At 62.4% G+C, this 25,865-nt stretch carries 25 protein-coding genes; 12 read left to right on the top strand and 13 right to left on the bottom strand.

Annotated elements, in window-relative coordinates; genetic code table 11:
* Window positions 1-79: 79 nt before the first annotated feature.
* Complete coding sequence (gene ahpF, locus P3T16_RS09750; RefSeq protein ID WP_429342104.1) at window positions 80-1,675, bottom strand: alkyl hydroperoxide reductase subunit F; 1,596 nt, start codon at window positions 1,673-1,675, stop codon at window positions 80-82.
* A gap of 156 nt (window positions 1,676-1,831) precedes the next feature.
* Window positions 1,832-2,395 carry an alkyl hydroperoxide reductase subunit C gene (gene ahpC, locus P3T16_RS09745; RefSeq protein WP_429342103.1) on the bottom strand — a complete coding sequence of 188 codons (564 nt, stop codon included), beginning with the start codon at window positions 2,393-2,395 and terminating at the stop codon, window positions 1,832-1,834.
* A gap of 258 nt (window positions 2,396-2,653) precedes the next feature.
* Between ahpC and P3T16_RS09740 the strand changes: the two genes are divergently transcribed.
* Together P3T16_RS09740 and P3T16_RS09735 are read left to right on the top strand one after the other, a co-directional pair.
* Entirely contained in the window at window positions 2,654-3,076 is a 423-nt protein-coding gene (locus P3T16_RS09740; protein ID WP_429342102.1) for a cupin domain-containing protein, read from the top strand.
* 19 nt (window positions 3,077-3,095) lie between these two features.
* The gene (locus P3T16_RS09735; RefSeq protein ID WP_429342276.1) at window positions 3,096-4,058 is read left to right on the top strand and encodes an aldo/keto reductase; all 963 of its coding nucleotides are present in this window, start codon (window positions 3,096-3,098) and stop codon (window positions 4,056-4,058) included.
* A 49-nt stretch (window positions 4,059-4,107) separates the two neighbouring features.
* Here the strand turns inward: P3T16_RS09735 and P3T16_RS09730 are convergent, their stop codons facing one another.
* The 3 genes from P3T16_RS09730 to P3T16_RS09720 form a co-directional block, all read right to left on the bottom strand.
* Window positions 4,108-5,052 (bottom strand): recombination-associated protein RdgC, encoded by a 945-nt coding sequence (locus tag P3T16_RS09730; protein WP_429342101.1) that lies wholly within the window; start codon window positions 5,050-5,052, stop codon window positions 4,108-4,110.
* Window positions 5,053-5,195: 143 nt separating this feature from the next.
* Window positions 5,196-6,449 (bottom strand): YbfB/YjiJ family MFS transporter, encoded by a 1,254-nt coding sequence (locus tag P3T16_RS09725; RefSeq protein ID WP_429342100.1) that lies wholly within the window; start codon window positions 6,447-6,449, stop codon window positions 5,196-5,198.
* Between the two features lie 351 nt (window positions 6,450-6,800).
* Entirely contained in the window at window positions 6,801-7,658 is an 858-nt protein-coding gene (locus P3T16_RS09720; protein ID WP_429342099.1) for a PA4780 family RIO1-like protein kinase, read from the bottom strand.
* Between the two features lie 435 nt (window positions 7,659-8,093).
* On the opposite strand from P3T16_RS09720, the gene P3T16_RS09715 reads away from it, so the two are divergent.
* The 5 genes from P3T16_RS09715 (at window position 8,094) to P3T16_RS09695 (ending at window position 12,831) form a co-directional block, all read left to right on the top strand.
* Window positions 8,094-8,804, top strand: a complete 711-nt coding sequence (locus tag P3T16_RS09715) for an SDR family NAD(P)-dependent oxidoreductase (RefSeq protein ID WP_429257129.1) — start codon at window positions 8,094-8,096, stop codon at window positions 8,802-8,804.
* Between the two features lie 59 nt (window positions 8,805-8,863).
* Window positions 8,864-9,100, top strand: coding sequence for a tautomerase family protein (locus P3T16_RS09710; protein ID WP_429257130.1), 237 nt, complete (start codon window positions 8,864-8,866; stop codon window positions 9,098-9,100).
* Between the two features lie 418 nt (window positions 9,101-9,518).
* A complete protein-coding gene (locus P3T16_RS09705; RefSeq protein ID WP_429257131.1) occupies window positions 9,519-10,622 on the top strand; it encodes a mandelate racemase/muconate lactonizing enzyme family protein in 1,104 nt (367 codons plus the stop codon).
* A gap of 117 nt (window positions 10,623-10,739) precedes the next feature.
* Window positions 10,740-11,681, top strand: a complete 942-nt coding sequence (locus P3T16_RS09700) for an AEC family transporter (protein ID WP_429342098.1) — start codon at window positions 10,740-10,742, stop codon at window positions 11,679-11,681.
* A 133-nt stretch (window positions 11,682-11,814) separates the two neighbouring features.
* Window positions 11,815-12,831 (top strand): D-cysteine desulfhydrase family protein, encoded by a 1,017-nt coding sequence (locus tag P3T16_RS09695; protein ID WP_429342097.1) that lies wholly within the window; start codon window positions 11,815-11,817, stop codon window positions 12,829-12,831.
* 224 nt (window positions 12,832-13,055) lie between these two features.
* Here the strand turns inward: P3T16_RS09695 and P3T16_RS09690 are convergent, their stop codons facing one another.
* A complete protein-coding gene (locus P3T16_RS09690) occupies window positions 13,056-13,688 on the bottom strand; it encodes a DsbA family protein (protein ID WP_429257134.1) in 633 nt (210 codons plus the stop codon).
* Between the two features lie 482 nt (window positions 13,689-14,170).
* On the opposite strand from P3T16_RS09690, the gene P3T16_RS09685 reads away from it, so the two are divergent.
* The 3 genes from P3T16_RS09685 (at window position 14,171) to P3T16_RS09675 (ending at window position 16,723) form a co-directional block, all read left to right on the top strand.
* Complete coding sequence (locus P3T16_RS09685) at window positions 14,171-14,731, top strand: thioredoxin family protein (protein ID WP_429342096.1); 561 nt, start codon at window positions 14,171-14,173, stop codon at window positions 14,729-14,731.
* Window positions 14,732-14,940: 209 nt separating this feature from the next.
* Window positions 14,941-15,213 carry a hypothetical protein gene (locus P3T16_RS09680; RefSeq protein WP_429342095.1) on the top strand — a complete coding sequence of 91 codons (273 nt, stop codon included), beginning with the start codon at window positions 14,941-14,943 and terminating at the stop codon, window positions 15,211-15,213.
* A gap of 175 nt (window positions 15,214-15,388) precedes the next feature.
* Complete coding sequence (locus P3T16_RS09675) at window positions 15,389-16,723, top strand: acetamidase/formamidase family protein (RefSeq protein ID WP_429342094.1); 1,335 nt, start codon at window positions 15,389-15,391, stop codon at window positions 16,721-16,723.
* Between the two features lie 92 nt (window positions 16,724-16,815).
* Here the strand turns inward: P3T16_RS09675 and P3T16_RS09670 are convergent, their stop codons facing one another.
* From P3T16_RS09670 to P3T16_RS09660, 3 genes are all read right to left on the bottom strand, one after another.
* Window positions 16,816-17,274 (bottom strand): MarR family winged helix-turn-helix transcriptional regulator, encoded by a 459-nt coding sequence (locus P3T16_RS09670; protein WP_429342093.1) that lies wholly within the window; start codon window positions 17,272-17,274, stop codon window positions 16,816-16,818.
* Window positions 17,275-17,404: 130 nt separating this feature from the next.
* Complete coding sequence (locus tag P3T16_RS09665; RefSeq protein WP_429342092.1) at window positions 17,405-18,181, bottom strand: hypothetical protein; 777 nt, start codon at window positions 18,179-18,181, stop codon at window positions 17,405-17,407.
* A 191-nt stretch (window positions 18,182-18,372) separates the two neighbouring features.
* Complete coding sequence (locus tag P3T16_RS09660; protein ID WP_429342091.1) at window positions 18,373-20,010, bottom strand: peptidoglycan-binding domain-containing protein; 1,638 nt, start codon at window positions 20,008-20,010, stop codon at window positions 18,373-18,375.
* Here P3T16_RS09660 and P3T16_RS09655 point away from each other — a divergent pair.
* Together P3T16_RS09655 and P3T16_RS09650 are read left to right on the top strand one after the other, a co-directional pair.
* On the top strand, window positions 20,009-20,485 hold the full coding sequence (locus P3T16_RS09655; RefSeq protein ID WP_429342090.1) for a lysozyme: 477 nt from the start codon (window positions 20,009-20,011) through the stop codon (window positions 20,483-20,485). The two genes, P3T16_RS09660 and P3T16_RS09655, sit on opposite strands and share 2 nt — an antisense overlap.
* A gap of 47 nt (window positions 20,486-20,532) precedes the next feature.
* Entirely contained in the window at window positions 20,533-20,919 is a 387-nt protein-coding gene (locus P3T16_RS09650) for a lysozyme inhibitor LprI family protein (protein WP_429257142.1), read from the top strand.
* A 24-nt stretch (window positions 20,920-20,943) separates the two neighbouring features.
* On the opposite strand, the gene P3T16_RS09645 is transcribed toward P3T16_RS09650, so the two are convergent.
* From P3T16_RS09645 to P3T16_RS09630, 4 genes are read right to left on the bottom strand one after another with little or no spacing between them, the layout of a single operon-like run.
* Window positions 20,944-23,112, bottom strand: a complete 2,169-nt coding sequence (locus P3T16_RS09645) for an ATP-binding protein (RefSeq protein WP_429342089.1) — start codon at window positions 23,110-23,112, stop codon at window positions 20,944-20,946.
* A 10-nt stretch (window positions 23,113-23,122) separates the two neighbouring features.
* Window positions 23,123-24,142 (bottom strand): hypothetical protein, encoded by a 1,020-nt coding sequence (locus P3T16_RS09640; RefSeq protein WP_429342088.1) that lies wholly within the window; start codon window positions 24,140-24,142, stop codon window positions 23,123-23,125.
* Window positions 24,117-24,779 (bottom strand): phage tail protein, encoded by a 663-nt coding sequence (locus P3T16_RS09635; RefSeq protein WP_429342087.1) that lies wholly within the window; start codon window positions 24,777-24,779, stop codon window positions 24,117-24,119. Before P3T16_RS09635 ends, P3T16_RS09640 begins: the two co-directional genes overlap by 26 nt.
* Window positions 24,772-25,860: a hypothetical protein gene (locus P3T16_RS09630; RefSeq protein ID WP_429342086.1), complete on the bottom strand. Its 1,089-nt coding sequence runs from the start codon at window positions 25,858-25,860 to the stop codon at window positions 24,772-24,774. The genes P3T16_RS09635 and P3T16_RS09630 overlap by 8 nt, the downstream gene beginning before the upstream one ends.
* Window positions 25,861-25,865 lie beyond the last annotated feature (5 nt).

Here is a 25,865-nt window from a genome sequence, read left to right as displayed (position 1 = left end):
AATGGTTGTTCACCACCGCATGTCAGACGCCCTGGTTACGGCACGCCGAAGCCCGCCGCGTTCTTCATATGCTTCGCGATCAATCGACGAGCGCGACCTCTTCGCCTTGCACCACCACTTCATCGTCGACCGTGTTGCGGATCAGATGGTCGAACGCGCCGAGCGATGCCTTCGCGCCCTCGCCGACCGCGATCACGATCTGCTTGAACGGCACGGTCGTCACATCGCCGGCGGCGAATACGCCCGGCACCGATGTTGCACCCTTCGCGTCCACCACGATCTCGCCGTGCTTCGACAGGTCGACCGTGCCCTTCAGCCATTCGGTATTCGGCACAAGGCCGATCTGCACGAAGACGCCTTCGAGTTCGACGCGCGCCGGTTCGCCCGAACGCAGATCCTTATAGACGAGGCCGTTGACCTTCTTGCCGTCGCCCGTGATTTCGATGGTGTGTGCCTGCGTCACGATCGTGACGTTGGCGAGGCTGCGCAGCTTGCGTTGCAGCACTTCGTCGGCGCGCAACTGCGTGCCGAATTCGATCAGCGTGACTTCACGCACGATGCCAGCCAGATCGATCGCCGCTTCGACGCCTGAATTGCCGCCGCCGATCACCGCCACGCGCTTGCCCTTGAAGAGCGGACCATCGCAGTGCGGGCAGTACGCCACGCCATGATTGCGATATTCGCGCTCGCCCGGCACGTTGATTTCGCGCCAGCGCGCGCCGGTGGCCAGCACGATCGTCTTCGCTTTCAACACCGCGCCGTTCGCCAGACGCACCTCGTGAATGCGTCCCGGCACGAGCGCTTCGGCACGCTGTACGTCCATGATGTCGACTTCGTAGCTTTTCACGTGCTGTTCGAGCGCGGTCGCGAATTGCGGTCCTTCCGTTTCCTTCACCGACACAAAATTTTCGATCGCGAGCGTGTCGAGCACCTGACCGCCAAAGCGCTCCGCGACGACGCCCGTCACGATGCCCTTACGCGCCGAGTAGATCGCGGCCGCTGCGCCCGCCGGGCCACCGCCGACGATCAGCGTGTCGAATACCGGCTTCTTTTCCAGTTCTTTCGCGGCGCGTGCGCCTGCGCCGCTATCGAGCTTCGCGAGGATTTCCTTCACGCCGCTGCGGCCCTGACCAAACACTTCGCCGTTCATGAACATCGTCGGCACGGCCATGATCTGGCGCGCTTCGACTTCGTTCTGGAACAGCGCGCCGTCGATCGCGACGTGACGGATGCGCGGATTGATCAGCGCCATCACGTTCAGCGCCTGCACGACTTCCGGGCAGTTCTGGCATGACAGCGAGAAATAGGTTTCGAATTGATAGTCGCCATCGAGATTGCGGATCTGCTCGATCACGGGTTCATCGAGCTTCACCGGATGGCCGCCAACCTGCAGCAGCGCCAGCACCAGCGACGTGAACTCATGACCCATCGGAATGCCGGCAAAGCGGATGCCCGTGTCCTTGCCCGGTTCGCCGATCGAAAACGACGGCTTGCGTTCAGCATCGCCGCGACGTTCGATCACCGTGACACGAGCCGACAGCGCAGCGATGTCGCTCAGCAACGCAATCAGTTCCTGCGACCTGGCGCTGTCGTCGAGCGAGGCAATGATCTCGATCGGCCGGCTGACCTTTTCGAGGTACGTTTTCAACTGGGTCTTGAGATTGGCGTCGAGCATGGTTCTACGAATTCCGTGACAGGAGTGGCTGGCGGTGTCCGCTTGCGCGGAGCAAGGCGAAGATGGGCGGGCCGCTTCGTAACACAGCGCGAAGCGGCCCGCGCAGGCACGCACCGTTCATTGAACGGCGCGTGCTGCGTTACAACACAGGCGGCCTTAGATCTTGCCGATCAGGTCGAGCGACGGGGTCAGCGTTTCAGCGCCCGGCGTCCATTTGGCCGGGCAGACTTCACCCGGATGCGCCGCGATGTATTGCGCGGCCTGCACCTTGCGCAGCAGTTCGCCTGCGTCGCGGCCGATGCCGTTGTCATGGATTTCGCACAGCTTGATCTCGCCTTCCGGGTTGATCACGAACGTGCCGCGCAGCGCCATGCCTTCTTCTTCGATCAGCACGTCGAAGTTGCGCGAGATAGCCAGCGTCGGGTCAGCGATCATCGGATAGTTGATCTTTTCGATCGTGTCCGACGTGTCGTGCCATGCCTTGTGCGTGAAGTGCGTATCGGTCGACACGCTGTAGATTTCGACGCCGAGCTTCTGGAATTCGGCGTAACGATCGGCCAGATCGCCCAGTTCGGTCGGGCACACAAACGTGAAGTCAGCCGGGTAGAACACGACGACGGACCACTTGCCCCTGAACGTTTCTTCCGTGACGGGGACGAAATCGCCCTTGTGATATGCGGTTGCCTTGAACGGTTTGACCTGGCTGTTGATGATCGGCATTGTTGCGTCCTCTTTTTTGCGTGGTGGAGAAAGTGAGGTGATTATGTCGGGAGTCGCTACATAGTTAAAATTGATTGTTTATATGCGAACGATTTGCATTTGCTATCACACGAGATAAACCGGCGGCGGGCGTAGAATTTCCTGCTGGCGCGCGCCTTCGGCTTCGGTTTCGGCCAGGGTTCGGTGCGCTCTGACCGGCCATTCGGCGCTACACAGGCTCTAAACGCGCCGCCCACTCTGCTTTTAGCAGGAGCACCCATGAGCGACGCCTTACAGGGCACGGACACCCAACAGTCCGTCGTCAAGGTTCGGCCCGACCGGGAAATTGCAACCCGGCAGCGGCTTCCCTACTTTGTCGGCCTGTCGGCCCAGTCCGCCGGCACGCGTGGACTATCGATGTATCTCATCGTCGTGCCGCCGGGCGGCCATGCGGAACCGCACGCGCATCGCGGCTACGAGACGGGCATTTATGTGCTGGAAGGCAGCGTCGAGACGCGCTACGGCCCTGGATTGCGCGAATCCGTGGTCACGGAAGCCGGCGACTTCCTGTTCATCCCGCCGGGCGTGCCACATCAACCGTTCAATCTAAGCGACACGACGCCTGCAAAAGCGATCGTCGCGCGCACGCTCGCGGACGAAAACGAGCAGGTCGTCCCCTACGATCCGGCTGACGATGCCTGAGCGCGGCCGCGCGTTTGTGATGTCGCCCCTCAGGAAAGCCGGTACACGCGGTGATCGACGAGCATTTCTGCGCGCGGCGGCGGGTGGAACGCTGGCGCTTGGCCTGTCGCCCTTCCCGGCCGCTCTCGCATGGGCGCAAACCCCGGTCACGCCGCAAACCATGAACAGGCGCGCGATCCCGGGCACTGGCGAACAGCTGGCCGTCGTGGGATGCGGCACGTGGCGCACCTTCGACGTGGGCGACGATGCCGCCGCGCAGGCAAAGCTCGCCGACGTGCTGCGCGTGCTGTTCGATGCGGGCGGCTCGGTGATCGATTCGTCGCCGATGTACGGCTCTTCCGAAGCCGTGACGGGCGCGCTGTTGACGCGGATGTCCGCGCATCACAAGGCGTTTGTCGCGACCAAGGTCTGGACGACGGGTCGCGAAGCGGGCATCAAACAGATGGAAGAATCGATGCGGCTGCTCCAGCAGCCGCGTATCGACCTCATGCAGATTCATAATCTGGTCGACTGGCAAACGCAGCTCGCGACGCTGCGTGACTGGAAAGCGCGTGGCCGGATCCGCTATATCGGCATCACGCACTACACGTCGAGCGCGTTCGACCAGGTCGAAGCCATCATGCGCGCCGAGCAAATCGACTTCGTGCAGATCGATTATTCCGCCGACGATCGCGAGGCTGAACAGCGACTCCTGCCGCTCGCGGCTGAACGTGGCATCGGTGTGTTGATCAACCAGCCTTTTGGTGGCGGCAGTCTTTTCGCGCGTCTGCGAAACCGTCCTCTGCCAGGATGGGCACTGGATATCGGTTGTACTTCGTGGGCACAGGTGCTGCTCAAGTTCGTGCTGGCGAATCCGGCGGTCACCTGCGTGATTCCGGGCACGGGCCACCCGGAATACATGATCGACAACGTGCACGCCGGGCTCGGTCACTATCCGGACGACGCGCTACGCAAACAGATCGTCGCCGCCGTAGCGGCGTGACGTTAGCGATCGCGTCGGTGCAGGTGAGCGTGCCAGCCGCCTGAAACACTCAGGCCGCCACCGCCTGTGGCGTCGCCATGTCGCTGTGCTCGCCGCCCAGCGCGTCGACGAGGTCGCCAAACATCTGCGCCAGTTCGCCTGTCATCAACGCGAAGTCCGAATCGAAGCGTTCGTCGTCGTTCTGTGCGGTCGGGTCGGACGCTTCCTTCACGATGTCGAGCGGCGTGACGCGCTTGATCACCAGCGATGGCGTCATCACGAACGAGATGCGGTCGTTCCATGTCATCGCGAGGCGCATGCACTGTTTGCCGGCTTCGATGTGGCGTCGCATGTCGTCGGCTTCGAGCGCGTGGCCGACGTAACGCACGGTTGCGTTGCCTTCGCCGGCGGAACGCAACTCGGCATCCTGATCGACCGTGAAACCACCGGGCGCGTCGCCCGAAAGCAGCCAGTCGGTCATCGCCGCAACGGGTGACTGCGCGACGCGCACGCTCGCGAGCGGCAACTGATCGATCGATTTGACGAGCAGGCTGCGCACGTCGTCGGCGAGCGCCTGCGCGGCGGCATCGATGACGAGCCAGCCGTTGGCCGTATCGATCCACACGCGCGTGTCGCGACGGATGCTGAACGCGCGCGGCAACAGTTCATCGGTGACCTGTTCCTTGAGTTCGCGCATCTGCTTGCGGCCAGGCTTGTAGCCCTGCTGCTCTTCGATTTCGAGCGCACGCGCTTTCGTGACCTGATTCACAACCGACGCCGGCAGCAGCTTCTTTTCCGAGCGGAACGTGAGTAGCATCTGGCGGTGGTTTGCATAGACGAGCGCGCCGCCATTTTCGCTGTTGTCGGTATTGCGCGGCGGCGCCCAGCCTTGACGCTGCATCTCGACGCTGCTGCCGGGCTGGAACGCGTGCGGCCTGAGCGCGTCTTCGAGCGCTTCAGCAGTGATGGACCACGGGGACGAAAGACGGTGAAGCTGAAGGTTCTTGAACCACATGTGGAGACGCCCGGCAAAGGGCAAGATTCTATACGACCGCGCGATGCGCGTAGTGCGCGTTATCGTTTCAAGAAGTTAATGACGTTGCTGGTCCATCCGAACGGGGCAGGTGCGTGACCGACACGCCCCCGCCCCGCTCCCCGTTATTGATGCGCACCGGCCTGCGCGCGTGAATCGCGGAATTCACGCGAGAACAGCGGCACGACGAAATCGACGACCAGCGCGATCCCAAGCGCCGCCGCACCGATGGCGAACAGCAGACGATGATTACCGCCGCTGCCGTTGAAAATCGCCGAGTAGCTGTAGCCAGCCACCGCCTGGAACGCGGCGAAAACCGTTGTCGCACGACTCCAGATCACATTCTGCTTCGCCGCATTGCCCGGCACGGTTTCGTGCACGCGGGCCAGCACCAGCGGAACGATGCCAGGCGGAAAGCTGCCGATCACGACCGTCAACAGGCCGATCACCACGTGATCGCTCGATGCAGCGAGCCACGCAACCGCGACCGCCTGCACCAGCAGGATCACGCGCAACGCGAGGCGCGAGCCCATGCGGTCCGCGAAGAGGCCATACACCGGCGGCCCGAAGATCGCGCCCACACCGTACAGGATCCAGAACAGCGACCCGAGATGCGCTCCGGCTCCCAGCCCGCGCGCGATAAAGTCGACGAGGAAGACCATCGCAGGAACCAGGCCGACCGCCATCAGCGCATATTCGGCGTACAGGATCCGGATCGCGGAGCCGGTCGTGGCCGGCGCGTCGGCGACGGCCTTCACATCGGCCGGCTTCGCGGCCGGCGCTTCCTTCGTGGGCCAGCCGGTCCAGCTTGCCGCGGTCAGCACGGCGGACAGCACCGCGAGGCCGATCCACGCTTCACGCAGACCGAGCTTCAGCAGCAGCGGCACGACCGTGCCGGACGCCGCGATGCCGAGCCCAAGCCCGAGAAACACTGCGCCGCTCGCCAACCCCTTGCGATCGCCCGGCACGTGCGGCAAGACGGTTGCCGCCACCAGCACCATGATCGCGCCGCCCGCGACACCGGACAGCAGGCGCCAGGCAAAGAACCAGCCTACCGAGACCGGAAACGCGCACGCAAGAAACGCCAGCGTGACGAGGACCTTCATGCCGCGCAGCGTATGCGCATTCGTCACGCGGCTCGCAATCGGACGACCGACGAGCGCGCCAATCAGATAGCCCGCCAGGTTCGCGGCGCCGAGATAGACGACATCCGACGCCGAAAACCAGTGCGCCTGGATCAATGAAGGAATCAACGGTGTGTACGCAAAGCGAGCAAGTCCAATGCTGATGAGACTGGCGGAGAGGCCGGCAAAGATATGCCGCCAGATCGCGGCATTACTTGTCGGGAGCGGCGCTTCAAGGAGGGCTGAACTGGACATGGAACGAGTTTCCGCAAAAAAACTGCACGACGTGCAGACGCTTTGAGAAGGCGGAAATTCGCCCCGCCGCGATCTTTGACACGAGTGACAACGTCGCCATCCTGGCAATCATTGACATATATGTCAATGATCGTGCTTGAAAACTGTGTTCACAAAAACACGCAAGTGGTGTTCCGCGAGCCTGGATCTGCGTCCGGGCGGCATTGTTCGCTTCGAATGTACAGCCGCTGATGGCGCGAACCGGATATGAACGGGTGATCGGGACGGCGCGCGATCTGCTGCGATGCACTCAATGCGTCACGGGGCGTACTGAGCGTACCGGATATCAGCACGACATCACCGTCATGCCCGTCATCCGGCTGCGCCCAACTCCAGCTGGCGCCGTACCCGCGCGTCTTCCGCGAGACGCGTCTCTTCGATCACCTCGAGCACGCTGTCGAGGTCGACAGGTCGGGTGTCGGCCTCGACACGGCCAGACAGCTCGGTCGCGACATGCAGGCTGCCTGCTTCGAAGCATGCCCAGATCTCTGTTCCATAATCCGCGCTGAGGATTTGCGGAGCAAACCGTCCGAAGTACGAAGCCAGGTTGTCGACATCACGTTTGAGCATCGCGGCGGCTTCATTGTTGCCGGCTGCATCGACCGCCTGAGGCAGATCGATGATGACCGGACCGTCTGCCGCCAGCAGAATATTGTATTCGGACAGGTCGCCGTGGATCATGCCCGCGCAGAGCATGCGGACAACCTGGTTGAGCAGCACCGCGTGCAGTTCGAGCGCGCGCGCTTCGGTCAGTTCGACATCGTTGAGACGCGGCGCGACATCGCCCATGGCATCGACAACCAGTTCCATCAACAGCACGCCATCGGTGCAGATATGAGGCTGCGGCACGCGCACGCCGGCGTCGGCGAGCCGGAACAGCGCATCGACTTCGGCGTTCTGCCACATCTCTTCCTGCATCTGGCGTCCGTAGCGTGAGCCCTTCTCCATCGCACGGGCCTGCCGGCTGTTCTTGACCTTGCGGCCGTCGCGATATGACGCGGCCTGCCGGAAACTGCGTTGTTTCGCGTCCTTGTAGACCTTTGCGCAACGCGTCGAGTTGCCGCTGCGTACGACATAGACGGTCGCTTCCTTGCCGCTCATCAGCTGGCTGATCACTTCGTCGATCAGCCCTTCTTCGAGAAGCGGTACGAGGCGTTTGGGAATTTTCATGCGACCGCCTCGCGCGAACCGTCAGCGGCACATCTGACGGGTGCGAAAGGCGTATTGTCGGATGAGGTGAGCGCCGTCAGAAAATCGGGGGGGCGTATGCGCATGGCCGCCCGGAAGGGCGTGGCGCAGGAGAGAGTGAGGATCATGCCGGATTATACGGGGGCTGCGAGGCGGGCCGGTGCAAAACGGCCACGGGGCGCACCGTCACAACGCCACCGCTGGAAATAATACGGGGCGCGACCTCCGCCTTGCGCCTTCGCGGCGATCCGGCAACCCGCCTGAAAACGCCCGGGACAAGCGATTTGTTCCCGCCACGCATTACTGTTTGTCCATGGCGGGTATTCGAACTCCGGGCAAATGCGCATAGATTGCTCTCCATCGGCACCACCGGTCCAACCGGCAGGCAAGCCGGATCAACTTATCTGGAGATTAACCATGAGCACGTCACAAAAGGTCGTTGTCGTTACTGGCGCGTCGCAAGGCATTGGCGCAGAAGTGGTCAAGGCTTTCCGCAAGCTGGATTACCGCGTCGTCGCAACGGCTCGAAGCATCAAGCCGTCGGACGATCCGAACATCGCGACGGTGGCAGGCGATATCGGCGATCCTTCTACCGCCCAGCGCGTGATCGCCGAAGCCGTGACACGCTTCGGCCGCGTCGATACGCTGGTCAACAACGCCGGCATCTTCATCGCGAAGCCCTTTACCGCCTACACAGCCGAAGATTACGCAGCTGTGTTAAGCGTGAACCTCAACGGCTTCTTCCATATCACGCAGCTCGCGATCGCTGAAATGGAGAAGCATTCGAGCGGCCACGTGGTCAGCGTCACGACCAGTCTCGTCGACCACGCCATCGACGGCGTCCCTTCAGTACTGGCATCGCTGACGAAAGGCGGCCTGAACGCGGCCACGAAGTCGCTTGCGATCGAGTACGCGAAGCGCGGTATCCGCGCGAACGCGGTTTCGCCCGGTATCATGAAGTCGCCGATGCACGCGCCTGAAACACACGCGGCGCTCGGCGCGCTGCATCCGGTCGGCCACATGGGCGAGATGAGCGATATCGTGGGAGCCATCCTGTATCTGGACTCGGCGCCGTTCGTAACGGGCGAGATCCTGCACGTCGACGGCGGCCAGAGCGCCGGTCACTAGGCGTCAGGGCGCCGCCTGCCGGCGCCCCGCTATCGCCAATCACTGTAAGCGAGAAAGACATGCCTATTGTCACGATCCAGGTGACCCGCGAGGGCACAAAGCCCGGCGCGACGTCGGTCACCGCAGAAGAAAAGGCCCAGCTGATCAAGGGCGTCAGTCACCTGCTGCTCGACGTGCTGAACAAGCCTCTCGAATCGACTTATGTCGTCATCGAAGAGGTCGAAATGGAAAACTGGGGCTGGGGCGGTCTACCGACGCTCGAGTATCGCAAGCAACGCGGACTCAAACCAGGCTGACCACGCGATCGTGCCCGACGCCCTACGCCTCTGCTATCAATGCGCGGAACTCCGAAGACGCCGCATGAGGAGCGTCTCGCGACGCACTCTGTCGGACGCGATCTCATGAAGCACGATCGCAGCTGATGCGCCGCTGCCGCAATGGCAGTGGCGCACTGCTCTTCACAGGCGTGGCCGTTGCCATCAGGACGGGTGAGACCCGACAAGTAGCGGCGGCACCTATCTGATTCTTGACTCGACGTATCAAGTGTTGTTCGCGCACCTGGGTTTTTCCCGGGCAGACAAGAACGTACTCTACGTCCCAAGGGCATTGCGATCCGTGGACCCAGACGCGCACCGGGATGCGGGAACCACAAATCACGTGCTGGGACACAGCCACCGGCGGCATCAGTCGAGTCAACGAGGAGAGAGAAACGCCATGAAGATTGCAAGCATAGAGTCCATTCCACTTCGAATTCCCTTTACGGCGGGTGGCCGATCGGATGCGGCAGCGTGGGGCCGAGCTGATCTCCAGACGGTCGACTCGCTGATCGTCAAGGTAACAACCGATACAGGGGTAGTCGGCTGGGGCGAAACGTTTGGCTTCACGGCGATTCCTGCTGCACGGGTCGTGATCGATTCCATCCTCGCACCCGAACTTGTCGGTCGGGATGCAACCCAGCTTGAAAAGCTGATGCTCGATATGCAGAAGAAATTCCACATCTTCGGGCGTAGCGGGGTCTTTATCTACGGACTCTCGGCCATCGACATCGCGCTGTGGGATATCGCCGGCAAGGTAGCGCAAAAGCCGGTCTATCAACTCCTCGGGGGCAGCGACGCCAGCTCGCTTCGCACCTACGCCAGCCTTATCCGGTATTCCGACCCCGAACTTGTCAGAGAAAACGTCAGGCGTGCAGTAGCCGATGGCTATCGCCATCTCAAGTTGCACGAGATCGATGTCGACTGCGTGCGTGCCGCTCGCGAAGCAGCAGGCGACGACATCGAGATAACACTCGACGTCAATTGCCCGTGGACTGTGCGCGAAGCGCTCGACATGACAGACAGGCTGCGCCCGTTCAACCTCCGGTGGCTCGAGGAACCTGTCTGGCCGCCCGAAAACTATTCAGGGCTTGCACGGGTCCGGCGGGAGGGAGGCATTCCAGTCGCGGCCGGAGAGAACGCGTCGACGTTGATGGATTTTCAGCATCTTCTCGAGGCGAATGCCGTCGACTTCATTCAACCGAGCCCCGCGAAAATGGGTGGTCTTACCGAACTGAAGAAAGTGTTCGCGATGGCGAACGCCAATAACGTCACGGTGATGGTTCACACCTTTTACGATGGCCCGGGTCTGCTTGCCAGCGTGCATGCGAGCGCGGCCCTGGGCGGGCCTGGCGCACTCGTCGAGTGGCGCTATTTCAATCTCGAGGCACAACTGTATGGTGACGCGATCGTCCCGAAAAATGGGGCAATCGCAGTGCCTCAAGGCGCGGGACTCGGCCTTGAGCCGGACGCAGATGTCATCCGCAAATATCGGGTGCCCTGAACGCGCACGATGCATGAGCGTCAGCGGCAGCCATGAAGCGCTGCGCAGAATCGAGGGTAAGGTGCCGGACGGGAAACGTGACGGGCACCCAGGTCAATTCCAGGGAGTGTCATCGTCATGCTGAATCGTATCTTGGGGCCTATCCTGCCCGTTGCCTTTGTCATCATTCTCGGGTTTGTAGCAGGAAAACGAGGCAAGCTTAATCATTCAGACAGTCTTCTGATTAGCAGACTGGTTCTCAACTGGATCTTCCCCGCCCTTCTGCTCGTCGGCATGGCCAGCACGCCCCGGTCACAGTTGCTCGATTTCCGGTTCGTTGTCGCGACGTTCATTGGAATCATGGGGATGTACGTCCTGGCCTTCGCGATCGGATGGTACCGCTATCGCGAACTGAAGGCCGCAACGCTGAAGGGATTCGTGAACGGATACCCCGATGCGGCATTTATGGGAATCCCCATTCTGCAGGCCATGTTCGGACCCGGAAGCCTGTATTCGGTGTTAGTGCTCAACCTGGTCGCCAGCCTCGTCATGATTCCACTGACGACTATGCTTCTCGCGATAGCCAGTGGTGAAGGAAGTGGCGCGAAGGCTTTCGTCTCGAGCATTTCAGCTGCCGTTCGCCGGCCGCTGATGTGGGCTCCGGCGATCGGTATCCTGTGCTCCCTGCTCGCGATCAAGCTTCCGCCCGTGGTCGCTGACTCCTTTAACCTCCTTGGTAAGGCGACGCCTGGTGTTTCGCTGTTCTGTCTCGGACTCATCATGTCGTCTGTGAAGTTGAAGTTGTCAGGCGAGGTCTGGATGAACATGGGACTCAAGTTGGTGCTGCACCCCGCGCTGATGGTCGCAGCAGCCCTCATCCTCTCGGTCAAAGGCGTCTACGCACAACAGATGATCCTGCTTTGTGCGCTGCCGTCCGCAACGATTCCGGCAATGTTTGCCAACGAAGCGGGCGCATACCGGAGTGAGGCAACCACTTCCATTCTCATCAGCACGGTTCTGTCGGTTGTCACTTTCTCCTTCGCCATCTATCTGATTGATGGCGGTCTTGCGGCAGCATAAAGAACGCGATTCGCCAGGGCGGCCGTCACTCGCCGGATCAACCTGTTTCGACGCTTGCCATGCGCACATCACAAAAAGTCGTATCGTTACGGGTGCGGCGCGAGGTACCCGACCACCATTAGGAGAGACGCCAATGTCCCAGACACCCACGCTCGATTTGACCGCGTTTCCCCGCTATCGTCTGATCGAAAATGCAACGCCTGTCCAGCATCTGCCCCGCCTGAGCAGGCAACTGGGCGACGTAGACATCTATGTCAAGCGCGACGACGTCATGGGCCTGGGCGGTGGCGGCGGCAACAAGCTCAGGAAGCTCGAATTCCTGCTGGGTGAAGCGTTGGCGCAAGGCGCCGACACGATCATGACGGTTGGCGCACGGCAGTCGAACCACGCCCGGCTCACGGCTGCCGCGGCGGCGAAGGCCGGCCTCGCCTGCGAACTGGTACTGACGCGCGCCGTACCGCGCTACGACGACGATTACATCCACAATGGCAATGTGCTGCTCGATGCGTTGCTGGGCGCGCGCGTGCACGATCTGCCCGGCAGCGCCGACGCAATGGCCTTCGCGCTGAACCGCGCCGACGAGCTGCGCAAGGCCGGGCACAACGTCTATCTGGCTCCGCTCGGCGGCTCCTCCGCGGTGGGTTGCCTTGGCTACGCGGCGGGTGCCGCAGAGATCGTCGCCCAGGCGCACGAGGCCGGACTAGCATTCGACCGCATCTCGCTGCCCAACGGCAGTGGCGGCACCCAGGCGGGTCTCATCGCCGGGCTGCTGGCCATGGGGCAAGACGCTACGCGCGTTGTCGCCCATACGGTGCTGGCGCCGCTGGAAAATGCGCTAGCCACCACGCAGGCAAAGACGAAGGCAACACTGGCATTGCTGCGGCCCGAGGCAGTCGTGCCGGAGGGTGTCGTTGTCGTCAAGGGCGGCCAGCTCGGTGAAGGCTACGGCCTGCCGACCGATGCGATGCGCGAAGCTGTGCGGTTGCTGGCTTCGACCGAAGGGCTGATCATCGACCCGGTGTACGGCGGAAAGGCCTTTGCAGGCCTGCTGGATGACATCAGGAACAGGCAGCTCGCGCCTCGCGCAAAGGTCCTGTTCCTGATGACGGGCGGTCTGCCTGGACTGTTCGCGTACCGCAGCGCGTTCTGACGGTGCGCGCCCGCAACCAGCAGTCGTTACGCTGATACAGAAGCCGCGCACTTCCTTTACCAGGCTCCGGGCCCGCTACATGACGATCAAGGTTTCCTTGCAACGGTCAACGCTGGCGAAATCGCAGCGTCGATTGCGCTCGTCAAGCGCATTCACCGATGACGGACACAATAAAAGCCACCGATTCCGAATGAAATGGTGGCTCTTCAAGTCCCGACGGGTGATCACGCTGCAAGCGATCTCAGCGCCTGCGTCACTTGCCCGGCCGTTGCATAGCCGGAGCTGAGCTGACCGATCTGGCCGTCGAGTTCGACGAAGAGCGTCGGAAATCCCCTCACGCCCATGCGCTGTGTCAGCGCAAAGTCTGCCTGCGCGGCGTCGATTGCCTCCTCTGACGACCAGACTTTGAAAAACGCTTCTGCGGTGCCCTCAAAACCTTGTGCCGCCAAAGCCTGTGCGCCTACGTCCGCGAGCACCTTGCCATCGGTCGTATCGAGTCCGTCGACGTAGAACGCACGCTGCAACGCACGAAACACTTTCAGCAGGTCGCCGGCAGGTGCAACCATCCGCGCGGCCACCACGGCGCGGCAAACAGGCTCAGTATCGTAGACGAAGTTCTTGCGCGCCATCAGCGCTTCGCGGTTGAATTCCGCCCCGCTCATCTGTTCGACGCGGGCCCAGTGCGTGAGCCGGAACTGCTTTCCGGCGTCGTCCAGTACCGTGGTCGACCCCGCCGCCATGCCGCCGACTACGATCTGCACTTCAAGCTCCGGCATGCTCTCGACAATCGAGGCCATTTCCTTGCTAAAACCGTAGCACCACGAGCACATCGGGTCACCAACAAATATCAGCTTCATATCCTCTTCCATCTTCATATATTGGACGCGCGACCATCAGGACGCACAACGCTTTGACGCCGCGCGTGTGGACCTCTTATCGCCCGGTTGCTCCACCATCCAGCTCCAGACAAGCACTCGATGAGTGCGACGCCAACCGGCTCGAGTTTCTGGCGACTTAAGCCGCCATCCGGCAACGCGCTTCGGGACTGACTATATGTTCGAACCACACGATCATGAATAGCCCGTGCTGCAATTCACTTTTAACACGGTGTAAGCAGACGGTGGACTGCACAGTGGGTTGACGCGGCGCATGCCTAAAAGAGGAACGTCTGCTTTATGGCGCAAACCGCGCGGCCGTTTGTATCGCAATGTATTCGGATGCCGTCCCGACACAAAACATTGCATACGCACAGCACGCCCGACACAAGCCAGATACGCGCACGCGTTCCAATTGAGTCATGCCAGTCCCGGCTTTTTCTTCCAGTTCCAAGGACCCAGAAATGCTCGCCCGATTCAAGACCATAACTGCCGCAGCCGCGATAGCCGTGATAGCCGCGATGGCGGCGATAGGCGGGATGACCGCCAACAGCGGCGCGGCCACCGCGCTTCCGATCGACAGAAACAGTCCCGCACCGGAATTCGTCGGCATCGAAAGATGGCTCAACAGCGCGCCGCTGACGATGCAACAGCTCCGAGGGAAAGTGGTGCTGGTCGATTTCTGGACCTACTCCTGCATCAACTGCGTCAATACCCTGTCGCATGTCGAGGACTGGCATGAGAAGTACAAAGACCAGGGCCTCGTGGTCGTCGGCGTGCACACGCCGGAGTACCCGTACGAGCGCAAGACCGCCAAGGTCAGCGCGGCCATCCAGCAATATGGCCTGCGCTACCCCGTCGCGCAGGACAATGAATATGCGACATGGAACGCATACGGCAACCAGTATTGGCCGGCGCTCTACTTGATCGACAAGAAAGGGCGGATCGTCTATAGCCACTTCGGCGAAGGCAACTATGCGAAGACCGAGGCGGCCATCCGGGAACAGCTGGCGCGATCGGAATAATGACGGCGCACGGGTTTGCGAAGCTTGAAGCCGGGACCTGGACCCAGCTCCTGCATTCAACGTCGGATATTTCTTCTATCCCATATATATCGCACCCGATGCAATCGATTGCGCTTGACATTACAGACTGACTTCTTCACTATTAATCCAGCGCGATTCAATCGCATACGATATGAATGCGTATCCACTCATCTTTTAAGGAATCCATCATGAAGACCAAACTCATCGTTGCACTGCTCGTCGCACTGTCCTCTTCCGTCGCTGCTCCCGCGTTCGCCAGTGGCTACGGTCCCGCCCCCTTCTACCAGCCATCGGTTGGCGCACCGGCGTCGCAACGCGGTCAGAGCGCGCAAACCCTCGCCGCCGCACGCGACGACGCCACCGGCTCACAAGAGGCGTACGGCGGCACACTCGCCGGCCACTCCGAATCAGCGGGCCGTGCCGCCGTGACACCGCTCGACAGCCTCTACGCACGTCACTGAATCGCGCGCATCCTCCCTCACCGGGCCATTTAGCGTCTTCGCCATTGAATGCGTGTCGTAGCGGCGTGTGCCGCTAACGGCATCGATCGCAATGCGAATCCTGTCGACCCTGGCCACCTCGCCAAGCCAGTCATTTATAAGCGGCCGCATTCCGTGCGGCACATGGAGATAGACAATGACGACCCTTCTGCATGACGCAACCACCGAACAGCCGCCTGTGACGCGGCTGCGTGTCGACTCCTACACGAATGGACTATTGGGACCCAGCCAGCCGATGCTGGGCCCTCTCGCCGACGGCGGCACGCTGATCGCCGGCACGCCGCCGGGCTGTTGGGGGCCGATGATCACGCCCGCCTTTGAGGGTGGCCACGAAGTGACGCAACCGGTCGCGATCGCCGGCGCCGAAATCGGCGACGCTGTCGCACTCAAGCTTCGGCGCATGCGCGTCAGGTCGGCTGCGACGTCCTCCGGCGTCATGAAGTTCGTCGAGGGCCGCTATCACGGCGACCCGTTTGTCGCCAAGTTCTGCCACGCGTGCGGCACCGCGCAGCCCGCGAGCCGCATCGAAGGCATTGGCGAAGAAGCGATTCACTGCGATCACTGCGGCGCCGAAGTCAGCGCATTCCGGTTCAAGCACGGCTATACGATCGTGCTCGATCAGGAAAACCACGTCAGCCTCACCGTCAACCAGGAGGTGGCCGACCGTTTGGCACATCAAGCGTCGGAGATGTCGGCACTCCCCGAGCGCGCGGCCCAGCATTCAATCCTGTCGCTCGCGCGCGCCGATATCCCCGGCGTCGCGGCGCACATGCGGCCGTTCCTCGGCAACATCGGCACGACGCCGGCTCGCGATCTGCCGGACTCGCACAATTGCGCCGATTTCGGCCAGTACCTGGTCGGCGCGCCGCACCGCTATGCGTTGACCCACGAAGCGTTGCATGCCGCCAAGACCGACGGTCACATGGACACCAATTCGGTGCGCGAGGGCTGCATCGTGATTTGTCCGGTCAAGGTTCCCGGCGCTGGCGTGTACCTCGGCGACATGCATGCGCAGCAGGGCAACGGCGAAATCGCCGGGCATGCCACCGACGTGTCCGGCGAAACCGAGCTGACGGTCGAGGTGATCAAGCACCTCAAACTCGATGGCCCGATCCTGTTGCAAAACGTCGACGACTTGCCGCCGATGGCGCGTCCGATGAACGCCGCTCAACGGCAAAAGGTCGCTGAACTCGGCGCGCGATGGGGGCAGCATGAGATCGAGCAGAGTGGTCCGGTCACCTTCATCGGCAGCGGCGTCAACCTCAACGAAGCGACCGAAAACGGCCTGCGGCGGGCCGCCGCTGTCACCGGCCTGGCATACGAAGAAGTGCTCAATCGCGCCACCATCACCGGATCGATCGACATCAGCCGGCTGCCCGGCACCGTCCGCGTGACCTTCCTGTGCCCGCTGGAGATTCTCGATCGCATCGGGATCGGTCATCTGGTGCGCGAAAAGTATCAGCTGCCATAAGCGGCGCGATGATGGGTCGACGCGGATCGACGCGCCGCGCTATTGACACGCGACGGCGCGAAAGGGATTGCGTCAATCCGGCCGGTCAGCGCTCACGCCTCGGTTTGCACCGACTGGACGAGATTGTTGCGCAGCGTGACCATCGCCTTCTGCACTTTTGCGAACTCGTCCGGTGCCAGGCCAGTCTCCTTGATGAGGTCCATGTTCAGGCCTTTTTCGCGCAGCCGTCGACCGCTTTTCGTGAGGCTGACCCGCACCTGGCGCTCGTCTTCGGGATCGCGCTGCCTCTCCAGATAACCCATCACCTCAAGCTTCTTCAGGATCGGCGTGAGCGTGTTGGATTCGAGAAACAGTTTCTCGCCCAGGCTGCCGACGGTCTGGTTGTCCTCCTCCCATAGCGCAATGATCGTGATGTATTGCGTATACGTGAGCCCAAGCTCCTCGAGGATCGGCTTGTATGCCTTGCCGAACGCCAGGTTCGCGGAATAGACCGCAAAGCACAGGAAGTCGGAGAGCGGAACGGCCGCGGAGGCCTTGTCGGTAGATTTCATCTGCATCCTCTTTGGCAAAAAGCCAGATGTTTAGCATGAGGACAATTATATATCGGATGCGATTTTATCGGAAGTGTTACGTGTTGGAAAGCGCAAAACTCCTGAAAAACGACTGGCTTCCGCGCACCGGTCAGCCGGCAGCGGTCCTTCTTGCCGGGCCGAAAAAGAAGTAGCTTGAAGTTTTGCAATCAGCCGTTGGCGTGGCGGTGTCAATCACCATGCCCGGCAATCCCAACCTCCCCGAAGTCTTTTTGTCCTTATCGCTTGGACCTACGGCCAGCTTCCTGCACCCCGGGTTGGCGGGCGGATGGGTATGGAACCAGCCCACCGGGAACAGAGGCGGCCTGTCAGCGGGAAAAACCAGATCTATGTGAGCGCGGGTGCTACAGCCGACGGTGGGGTCGCCAATGGCTGTCGGACCGGCAAACGATGTGTTGGTCCGTTCGTTCCACATCGTTACAAAGCCGCGCTCCCGTCGGTCTTCGCACGTCAGGCCGTACAGACTGCCAGCATCGTCGAACACGTCGAACGCCCACTCAGATACGCTCGGGAATGCCGGCGGCGGTGGAGGGATGTCCTGTCCGTCAGGCGCGCGCTGGACCAGAACAGGCGGGCCGCTGGCTGCGGCCACTCCGTCGTTATCCTGACCGTCCTCGACAAACAGGTCTTCGTCCAGAGAGACGTAGGACGAAGCGGGAGACTGACTGTTCTCGTCTGCGCCGTCGTCTTGCCGCTGAACCATCCGTGCCGATGGACTCGCTGCCAGGGACGCTTCCGCCAGATTGATCACACGCTGCACGTAACCGTTGCCGCACTGCCGCTGCAACTGGACCAGGTAGAGGCCAACGGACGCCGGCGAGCCTGAGAGACCGTTCAGGGCGCGGGCGTCGCGTCGCGCGCTGGACACGGGCTTGCTATTGGCGGACGTCGTCCTGAACGTGTTCGATGACGGAACCGATACCTTGCGAGCCGGCGCGGCGATTTTTGCGGGGGTCGATCCGGTGCCCTTGCGTTCAGACTCAATTGCCGCTAGAAATGGCATGGCGCTCCCTCACATTCCTTCGCTTCCACGTTTGCTGTCGGCCGATCCCCGGTGCGCTACTTGCCCTTGATGAAATTCTGGAAAAGCTGACGGATTTCAGCCTTCCCTGGCGGTTGGGCAGGAATCCCACATTCTTCTACGAGCAATTGAAATCCGCCGTTGACAACGCAGTTCTCAACGAATAAAGGATCGTCGAACTGCTTGCAATCATTTGAGACCTGCTGGCACAAAAGCTTTTCGACACCGCGTTCGGTCTCGCAAGCTTCACGGGCCTGCGTAAAGAAGGCAGGCCAGTCGATCTTGTCAAAGCACTTTCCAGTACTCGGTGGTTTGGGCGTTGGGCCGGGTTTGGGTTTCGCGCACAGTTCGTCGAGCCTGGCCATCGTACCCGGTCCGACATCCGGAAAGCGCTCGAAGCCAAGGTGATATTTGGCCTTGAACGCCATGACCGCCTGTCCGGTGGCGGCCCCATAGACGCCATCTGCGCCATCGGGGCCGAGATCCTGGCCGTCGCTTTGAAGCGCGGCTTGAACCTTCGCAACCGTGGGTCCCCTTTCGTGCGGACGAAGCCGGTCCTCATCGTTCAGACACGCCTCCAGCTTCGGATCGCCGGCGAACGCCGCACAGTCGAATGCCTTGCGCCCTTTGGCATCGACATGGACGCGTTGAATAACCGTTGCTCCGACGACCGAACGGTCCAGGCGCCGATCGAGGTCGCCGCACGCCCTGTACACGGTTTCGCGAGTATTTGCCGAAACAGCTCGCTGCATGCCTTGGCCGCACTCTTCACATTTTTCCTGCGAAGGGGCGCGCGCGCCACATGCACATCGACGTTGCAAGCGTCGGAAATACGAGTTAAGCCTGACCGCTGGCGTCACACCTCGCGCGAGTCTGCCCGTGCCCTGGCTAGCCACGCGACGCGTTTGCGGTTCGCCTGCATGACGCGACGGACCGATAAACAGCTTGCGCTGACCGTCGTCGCTTTTGCGTTGCAGCACACCCCAGCGCACACGATCGATTGCGCGCTCGGGGTGCGTGCCGCCGTTCGAGCGCTCATCCGCCCTGGCTTCGCGAAACAGCCGGCTGACAAACCGGTTGCCGTACTGCCGCTGCAATTGCAGTACCGGGTGATGGATCGATGTCCACGGCGCATTCGCCGCACGGCTAGCGCTGAAGGCATCTACCGGCTGACGGGAAATAGCAGGCGTGGCCTCGCGGCCAGCCGACAGCCTGGCAATCACGGCGGACCTGACGCTTTCTTTGAGCTCGTGATACGGCATGCTGCCTCCGACCGGCCGCAGGGCCGCCTCGCCACAGATCACCTTAAAGCATAGTACTTTCGATTGCGGGGCGCCGGTCGGTTGCGTGGTCAGCGACTCCCGAGCGCCGCCGCGTATTTGTGCATCCCGAACCACCGACACCACGGCCGCTTGTATAAGGTTCAGCGCTGTCCTATCTTCATTAAGGCAACGCGTTCTGCGGATGCTACGTGACCAGCACTGGGCCCCGCACCCGTACCCCCGAGCTTCAAATTCGCGTTCATGAAATCGTTTATCGAAAGCGCTGTATGGACCACGGTTCCAGGCGCGCCGCGTCAGCGCGATTGCTGGAGCGGCCAGGGTTGGCGCGCGCAGGATATCTCGCTGGTATCGCTCGCGTCGGGTATGTCTTGTTCGGAGAGCGATGATGGCCATGCAAATGAGTGAACATGGGTGCGGCTTGCTGACCCAGTGGGAGGGCTTCGAGACCAAAGCCTACGATGACGGCGTCGGCGTGCTGACGATCGGCGTGGGTCACGCGCTCACGCCAGCCGAAAAAAGTTCGGGCACGGTGAATATCGGCGGAACGGCAGTGCCTTATGCGCAAGGTCTCACGCTCGCTCAGGTGCAGGCCCTGCTCGCGTCCGACCTGCCTGCCTATGAAAATACGCTCAACGATTCGATCGCCGTCGACCTGAATCAGAACCAGTTCGATGCACTCGTATCGTTCTGTTTCAACATCGGCATCGCGGGCTTTCATGGCAGCTCGGCCCTGAAGGACGTCAACAACAGCGCGTTCGATGAGGTACCCGACGACCTGCGCAAATGGAACAAGGCCGGGGGGGTCTTCAACCAGGGACTCGCCAATCGCCGCGAAAACGAGATCAAGCTTTGGCTCGGGCAAATCTAACCATTGCCCGCGCGGCAGACGCAGCACGGCGGCGTAGTCGTGCATCCGTGTGGCTGTTACTGTTGCTGTGCGCTGCCTGCACGGCGCCGGGCGCACCGCCGTCCGCCGGGCCGAGCATGGTGCAGACGCAGCAGAGCGAAGCGGAGCACCTTGCGGATTCTCAGCGCAAGCTTCAGGCACTGCTCGGCGAACTCGACCATTCGCTTCCCGCCCAGCCGGCGCGCGACCTCCATGACACGCAAGCCCAGTGGGATGCACTGGCGCGCCGCGAATGCGCGTGGCAGCGCGGTCTGTCGGGCGGAGGCTCGATGTCGTCGCTGGTCTATGCCACGTGCCTCGACCAGCGCGTTCAGGAGAGAATCAACTGGCTCAAGCTGTTTTTATGCGAGGGCTACGGCAGCACCGGAGAATGTGCCGCTTCGAAGCGCTATTGACGCAGCGCGGGCGCGCCGCGCTGTTCAGGACGACGCGTCGTCGAATTCGCCGTCCGACACCAGTTTTCCCATCTTCTGATACTCCCGCTGCGTGGCCGCGATCAGGTGCGTCATGCGCACGATGTCGCGATCGTCGGCCGCCAGAAATGCCGCGGCGACCGCGATGTTGCGGATATTGCCGCCCGTCAGATCGAAACGGCACGCCAGCTGGCCGAGGTCGATAGCCGGGTCGCGCGGCGTCTGCTCAGGCAGAATGCGCTGCCACATCCGGTAGCGGTCCGCTTCGCCGGGCAACGCGAAATCCACCGTAAACTGAAGGCGCCGCACGAAGGCCTCGTCCATGTTGCGACGGAAATTCGTCGCGAGGATGGCGACACCCTCGTACTCCTCGATGCGCTGCAGCAGGTAGCCGACTTCGATGTTCGCGTAGCGGTCATGCGAGTCCTTCACTTCGCTGCGCCGGCCGAACAGCGCGTCGGCCTCGTCGAAGAACAGCACCGCGTTGGCCGTTTCCGCTTCGTCGAAAATTCGGGCGAGGTTCTTTTCGGTCTCGCCGATGAACTTGCTGATCACCGACGACAGATCGATCTTGTACAGATCGAGGCCGAGTTCCCCCGCGATGATTTCAGCGGCCATCGTCTTGCCAGTGCCGGACGGTCCCGCGAACAGCGCCATCAACCCCTTGCTCGAGATGAGCTTGCGCTCGAAGCCCCACTCGCTGAAAACCTGGTGGCGGTATTTCATGTGATTGCAGATCTCACGCAGCTGGAGCAGACGGGCCGGTGGCAGCACGATATCGTCCCATCCAACGCGCGGCGTGATCTTGCGCGCGAGCGTCGACAGCATGCGGTTCGAATGGAACCGGCACGCGTCGTAGAGATCCTGTACCGAGATGCCTGCCTCAGCGGGATTGCGCCAGCTTGCGAGACTGGCCGCGGTGTCCATCGATTCGCGAATCTGCCGCGGCGTGAACTTGAAGCGTGCTGCGACACCCGACAGGTCGATCGCATCGATCGCCAGCACCTGGCCGTCGACTGCCCTGCGCCACAGTTCCAGACGCTGGGCGGCGGAAAGCGGCGCGAGCGTCACGTTGACGTGCCGCACGTCAGGGAAGGCGCTCGACGGCAGCGGTGAAGTTTCGCTCGCAACGAACGCGAGCGCAGGCCCGCGACCGATCATGCGCAGCAACGTCGCCAGCAGCGGCCGCTGCTCCGGTGGCGACAGCGTATCGAATCCGTCCCAGTACAACGCTGCGCCCGCGAGGCGCGCTTCCCGGTCGATCGATGCGAGAGAGGCCGCGAAATCCGCTGCCGCCAGTAGCCGCTCGAGGTCGATCTCGATCAACGGCACGCAGCGCCCGGCGCACAACGCTCGCGCGATCGTGCGCCGTCCCGAGCCGCGGCGGCCCTGTAAATGCACGACGACGCGCCGCGTGCTGGACGGCGCGTGAGCGAGCCCCTGCAGACCGCGCTTCACGTTGTCGTCGACGACGAGCGCATCGAGCGGCGGTCCCGGCTCCGCGCGGCACATATACGGCGCGACCGTCTCGTCGGCCGCGTCGGACCCGAGCAGGAACGACACGACGCGGTCATCCAGTTTCAGAAACCGGCCGATCAGGAGCGGCATCGGCCGCGACGGATCGTCGAAGAGCGACACCAGCCGGTAGCGCAGCAGCGGTGCGTCCGCTTCGAAGCGCGTGCGCGCGGCGAACCGTTTGAGCGGGTCCGCTTCCAGCAGGTTAAGCACGAGATCGATGCCAGGCCGTGTCTTCGTGATATCGTCCTGCAAATACGCGTAAAGCCTTTCGTAACGCGTATCGAGGCCGGCCGCGATGCAGACCAGCAACACGCTGACATCGAAATCGCTCAGGTCCAGCAGCAAGCGCAGGCGCTCCAGCCGCAAGTCGATGCCGGCGTCGAGACTCAACCGGCGACGAGCGTCGAGTTGCTCGCGCAGCGCGGCGAGTTGCGCGCCGCGCGCGTCATTGTGCGCGGCGCTGTAAGTCAGCCAGGAAGGCATACCGAGCGGAGCGGCAAGTAGCGCATCCACGTGCTGCTCGGACAGATAGAGACCGCGGAACGGGTCGTCCTCGGCCTGCTCGGCCCGCACGCGCGCGACGAGCGCGCGAATCAGCACATCCACCCACTCGATTTCGGCAAGCAGATGCTCGAGCGAGTTCTCAAATGCGTGCATGGCTGTCTGCTCAGGACGCCGGCATCGATGCCTGCAGCGCGCGCGGATCGCAGGTCACCTGGATGGCGACGAGTGACACGCGGGCGTACCCTTCGCAGCGTATTTCCAGCGCAAGCGTAGAGGTTTCCGTGTGCAGTTCGCCCCTGTCTATCTGCCAGGTGTTATCGAACGAGCCGCCTTTCAGATCGACCTTCAGCAGATTGCGCAGGACATGCTTGCGCTTCTCCGGGTCCCAGCCGCCGATCATCAGTTCGATCTGCATGCGGGCATCGTTTTCCTCGCCCGCGATACGCAGGCGCAGTACGCGCGTCACGCCGGGTGGCAACGCGATCGCCATGCTGCCCGCCGCGCCGCGCGTATTGGCCCGCCCGTCATAGTCGCGGTGTGCGCGCGCTTCGGTGGGGCCAACCCGAAACGGCGGCGGCGGTTCTTCGTCTCCCTCCCGCGGAATGGGCATCGGCCGGAACGGCATTCTGAGCCAGCCGACGCGCAAATGCTCATCGAGTGCCGCAGCCGTCACAGAACCCGGCTCCAGCGGCGTTCTCAGCAGGCGCCGGTTCGCGAGGCCGATCGCGTGGTGATCGACGACATGCCCTCTCTCGTTCAATTGCACGGTGGCGAGCACGACCGCCGCCTCGGCCACGCCAACGGAAGCCGACAGCACGCCATAACAGTTGCGCACGCGCTGCCCCGCTTCATCAGCCGCCTCGGCCGCGCCCTCCTCCGCATAGACGAGGCTGATCGCCACCAGTGATTGTGCTGCGATCGCCGCGAGACTCAATCTTTCTTCATGCAGCAGTTCGATTTCATGGCCGTGTCCGTCGACTGCGATGCCTGGGCTCACCGCGATCGTCGTTTCGTCGATGCGCACCACTTCCAGCCCGCGCACGACGCCCCAGCCATGCATATTGAGCGCATGGCGATAGCGCGCGTGTGAATGGTAGCGTTGCTCGGCGATAAAGTCGTCTTCGAGCAGCAACTGGCCGCGGAAGTACCCCGGCTTCTTATGGAGTAGCTGTTTCTTTTGCATTTGTTGTGCCTCTTCTCAACACGAGGTCGTACACGGTGTGTGCCGGCTTCGCGAAGTCCACCACGGCGCGCACGCGCTGTTCAAGCGACTGCCAGGGCTCGTGCTGCAACTCGCTGGAAGCGCTGCCTAGCGCGATCTCGATCCTGAAACAATACGGCGCTTCGCGGATCAGCACCGAATCCTGACCGAGCCGCGCGAGTCCGATCGTGAATCCGTGCACGGGGTTTTCGTCGATGCGGATTTCGTCGATGCCGTCGAAACAGAGCTTTAGCAACTCGATCAGATAGCGGCGCGTGCCACGGCGGCCGTGCAGAACAACCATGCCGCCAATGATCGTTCGCAGACGGTCGCCCGAAAACAGCCGGTACGGTTCGAACGCGACCCACTGCGCAAGCCACAGCAAGAAGCGGTCGGGCGTGCGCGCGTGCGGATGGCCGGGTAAGCCGGCTCCTAGCGGCGCGAACAGCGCGGGAAGCGCATCGATCTGCTGCGCGATTGCCGGCGCTTTCGGATCGTCGCTTTCGAGCAGGATCGCTTCGAACGCGCCGAGCAGCGCGCACAACTGCCCCGATTCGTCCGCTGCGCGATAGATCGCGGGCAGGCTGTTCAGCAAACGGGTGCCGCGCTCCTCATCCATCGCGGCCTCCCCGACGGGCGGCTTCATCGAACTTCGCGGCAGCGATCGGCTCGACGCCGTCGTGCGCGATCGCAAGCCGCAGCAGTTCCCACGGCTTGAGTCTGACCGACGCCAGCACACCTTCGCTGTCGCGCACGAGCCGCTCTTCGTCCAGCGCTACGCCGCCGATCCGCGTGTCCACCCCGAGCGTCGAGCGCCGGCCCACCTGCACGCCAACACTTGCGTCCACACGCATCGCCGCGTGGCGCATCGTGCTCAACTGCAGCACGGTGACGTCTTCGACATAGTCGACGCCCGGCACGTCGTCGATGATGCGCGCGACCTCGGCGAGATGGAGCGTGGCGCCGAACAGGGACGCCATGTCAGGCGGTGCGCCGCCCGTTTCGAAGCGTTCCTGCAGCGCGGCGCCGATCTGCTGCGTGGTGGCCTGCAATGAAACGCCAGGACGCAGCGCCACGCGAAAGCCGATCCCGATGTACAGGTAGTCCGGCGAAATGACATGCAGCCGTGTCGTCAGCAGGCACTTCGGCAGCAGGTAGCGCCGCACTCTCGCCCGCAATTTCGCAGCGTCGTCCGCGGAGATTTCGTCAAGCGCGGCGATCACCACGCTGACGTGCCCGGGGCTTTGCAGATCGACCCCGCGCCGCCCGCCGCCGCTCAAATTCGCATTCATCACGCAGTGCGTGGCGTAGCGCTGTCCGGGCGGCGCCTGACGCTGCGCGGCGGCCAGTGCGAGCTGCTCGAAATCGCCGGCCGTGACCGCGCACTGCACGTGAGCGAGCTCGCTCACGGCGGCGTCGATCGAGCGCTGCAATTCATCCGCGTCCGCTATGTCGAGCCGCACCCAGTCCTGCCATGCAGCACCTCTGAGCAGGCGCAGAAACTGCAGCTTCGCTGCGGGCGTAATGCGCCCGGTCCGATACAGAAGGATGTCCGACAGGTACGCCAGCAGTTCGACCAGCGTGACGCCTGGATCGGACGGATTGTGGTCGGTCCACTGCGGCGCATGGACGGGCAGCAGCGCGATGCCCTCGCGGACCAGGTCTTCGAAATCGCGTTCGCCGGTGACAGAGTTCGTCATGATCG

This window comes from Paraburkholderia sp. GAS42, from assembly GCF_050436565.1.
Lineage (GTDB): Bacteria > Pseudomonadota > Gammaproteobacteria > Burkholderiales > Burkholderiaceae > Paraburkholderia.
Note: the sequence above shows the minus strand (reverse complement) of the source record. Positions and strands in the feature narration are given on the sequence as shown.

Coding starts and splice junctions, on each gene's coding strand:
- ahpF (WP_429342104.1), bottom strand. CDS start 1,675: ATGCTCGACGCCAATCTCAAGACCCAGTTGAAAACGTACCTCGAAAAG.
- ahpC (WP_429342103.1), bottom strand. CDS start 2,395: ATGCCGATCATCAACAGCCAGGTCAAACCGTTCAAGGCAACCGCATAT.
- P3T16_RS09740 (WP_429342102.1), top strand. CDS start 2,654: ATGAGCGACGCCTTACAGGGCACGGACACCCAACAGTCCGTCGTCAAG.
- P3T16_RS09735 (WP_429342276.1), top strand. CDS start 3,096: ATGTCGCCCCTCAGGAAAGCCGGTACACGCGGTGATCGACGAGCATTT.
- P3T16_RS09730 (WP_429342101.1), bottom strand. CDS start 5,052: ATGTGGTTCAAGAACCTTCAGCTTCACCGTCTTTCGTCCCCGTGGTCC.
- P3T16_RS09725 (WP_429342100.1), bottom strand. CDS start 6,449: ATGTCCAGTTCAGCCCTCCTTGAAGCGCCGCTCCCGACAAGTAATGCC.
- P3T16_RS09720 (WP_429342099.1), bottom strand. CDS start 7,658: ATGAAAATTCCCAAACGCCTCGTACCGCTTCTCGAAGAAGGGCTGATC.
- P3T16_RS09715 (WP_429257129.1), top strand. CDS start 8,094: ATGAGCACGTCACAAAAGGTCGTTGTCGTTACTGGCGCGTCGCAAGGC.
- P3T16_RS09710 (WP_429257130.1), top strand. CDS start 8,864: ATGCCTATTGTCACGATCCAGGTGACCCGCGAGGGCACAAAGCCCGGC.
- P3T16_RS09705 (WP_429257131.1), top strand. CDS start 9,519: ATGAAGATTGCAAGCATAGAGTCCATTCCACTTCGAATTCCCTTTACG.
- P3T16_RS09700 (WP_429342098.1), top strand. CDS start 10,740: ATGCTGAATCGTATCTTGGGGCCTATCCTGCCCGTTGCCTTTGTCATC.
- P3T16_RS09695 (WP_429342097.1), top strand. CDS start 11,815: ATGTCCCAGACACCCACGCTCGATTTGACCGCGTTTCCCCGCTATCGT.
- P3T16_RS09690 (WP_429257134.1), bottom strand. CDS start 13,688: ATGAAGCTGATATTTGTTGGTGACCCGATGTGCTCGTGGTGCTACGGT.
- P3T16_RS09685 (WP_429342096.1), top strand. CDS start 14,171: ATGCTCGCCCGATTCAAGACCATAACTGCCGCAGCCGCGATAGCCGTG.
- P3T16_RS09680 (WP_429342095.1), top strand. CDS start 14,941: ATGAAGACCAAACTCATCGTTGCACTGCTCGTCGCACTGTCCTCTTCC.
- P3T16_RS09675 (WP_429342094.1), top strand. CDS start 15,389: ATGACGACCCTTCTGCATGACGCAACCACCGAACAGCCGCCTGTGACG.
- P3T16_RS09670 (WP_429342093.1), bottom strand. CDS start 17,274: ATGAAATCTACCGACAAGGCCTCCGCGGCCGTTCCGCTCTCCGACTTC.
- P3T16_RS09655 (WP_429342090.1), top strand. CDS start 20,009: ATGCAAATGAGTGAACATGGGTGCGGCTTGCTGACCCAGTGGGAGGGC.
- P3T16_RS09660 (WP_429342091.1), bottom strand. CDS start 20,010: ATGGCCATCATCGCTCTCCGAACAAGACATACCCGACGCGAGCGATAC.
- P3T16_RS09645 (WP_429342089.1), bottom strand. CDS start 23,112: ATGCACGCATTTGAGAACTCGCTCGAGCATCTGCTTGCCGAAATCGAG.
- P3T16_RS09640 (WP_429342088.1), bottom strand. CDS start 24,142: ATGCAAAAGAAACAGCTACTCCATAAGAAGCCGGGGTACTTCCGCGGC.
- P3T16_RS09635 (WP_429342087.1), bottom strand. CDS start 24,779: ATGGATGAGGAGCGCGGCACCCGTTTGCTGAACAGCCTGCCCGCGATC.
- P3T16_RS09630 (WP_429342086.1), bottom strand. CDS start 25,860: ATGACGAACTCTGTCACCGGCGAACGCGATTTCGAAGACCTGGTCCGC.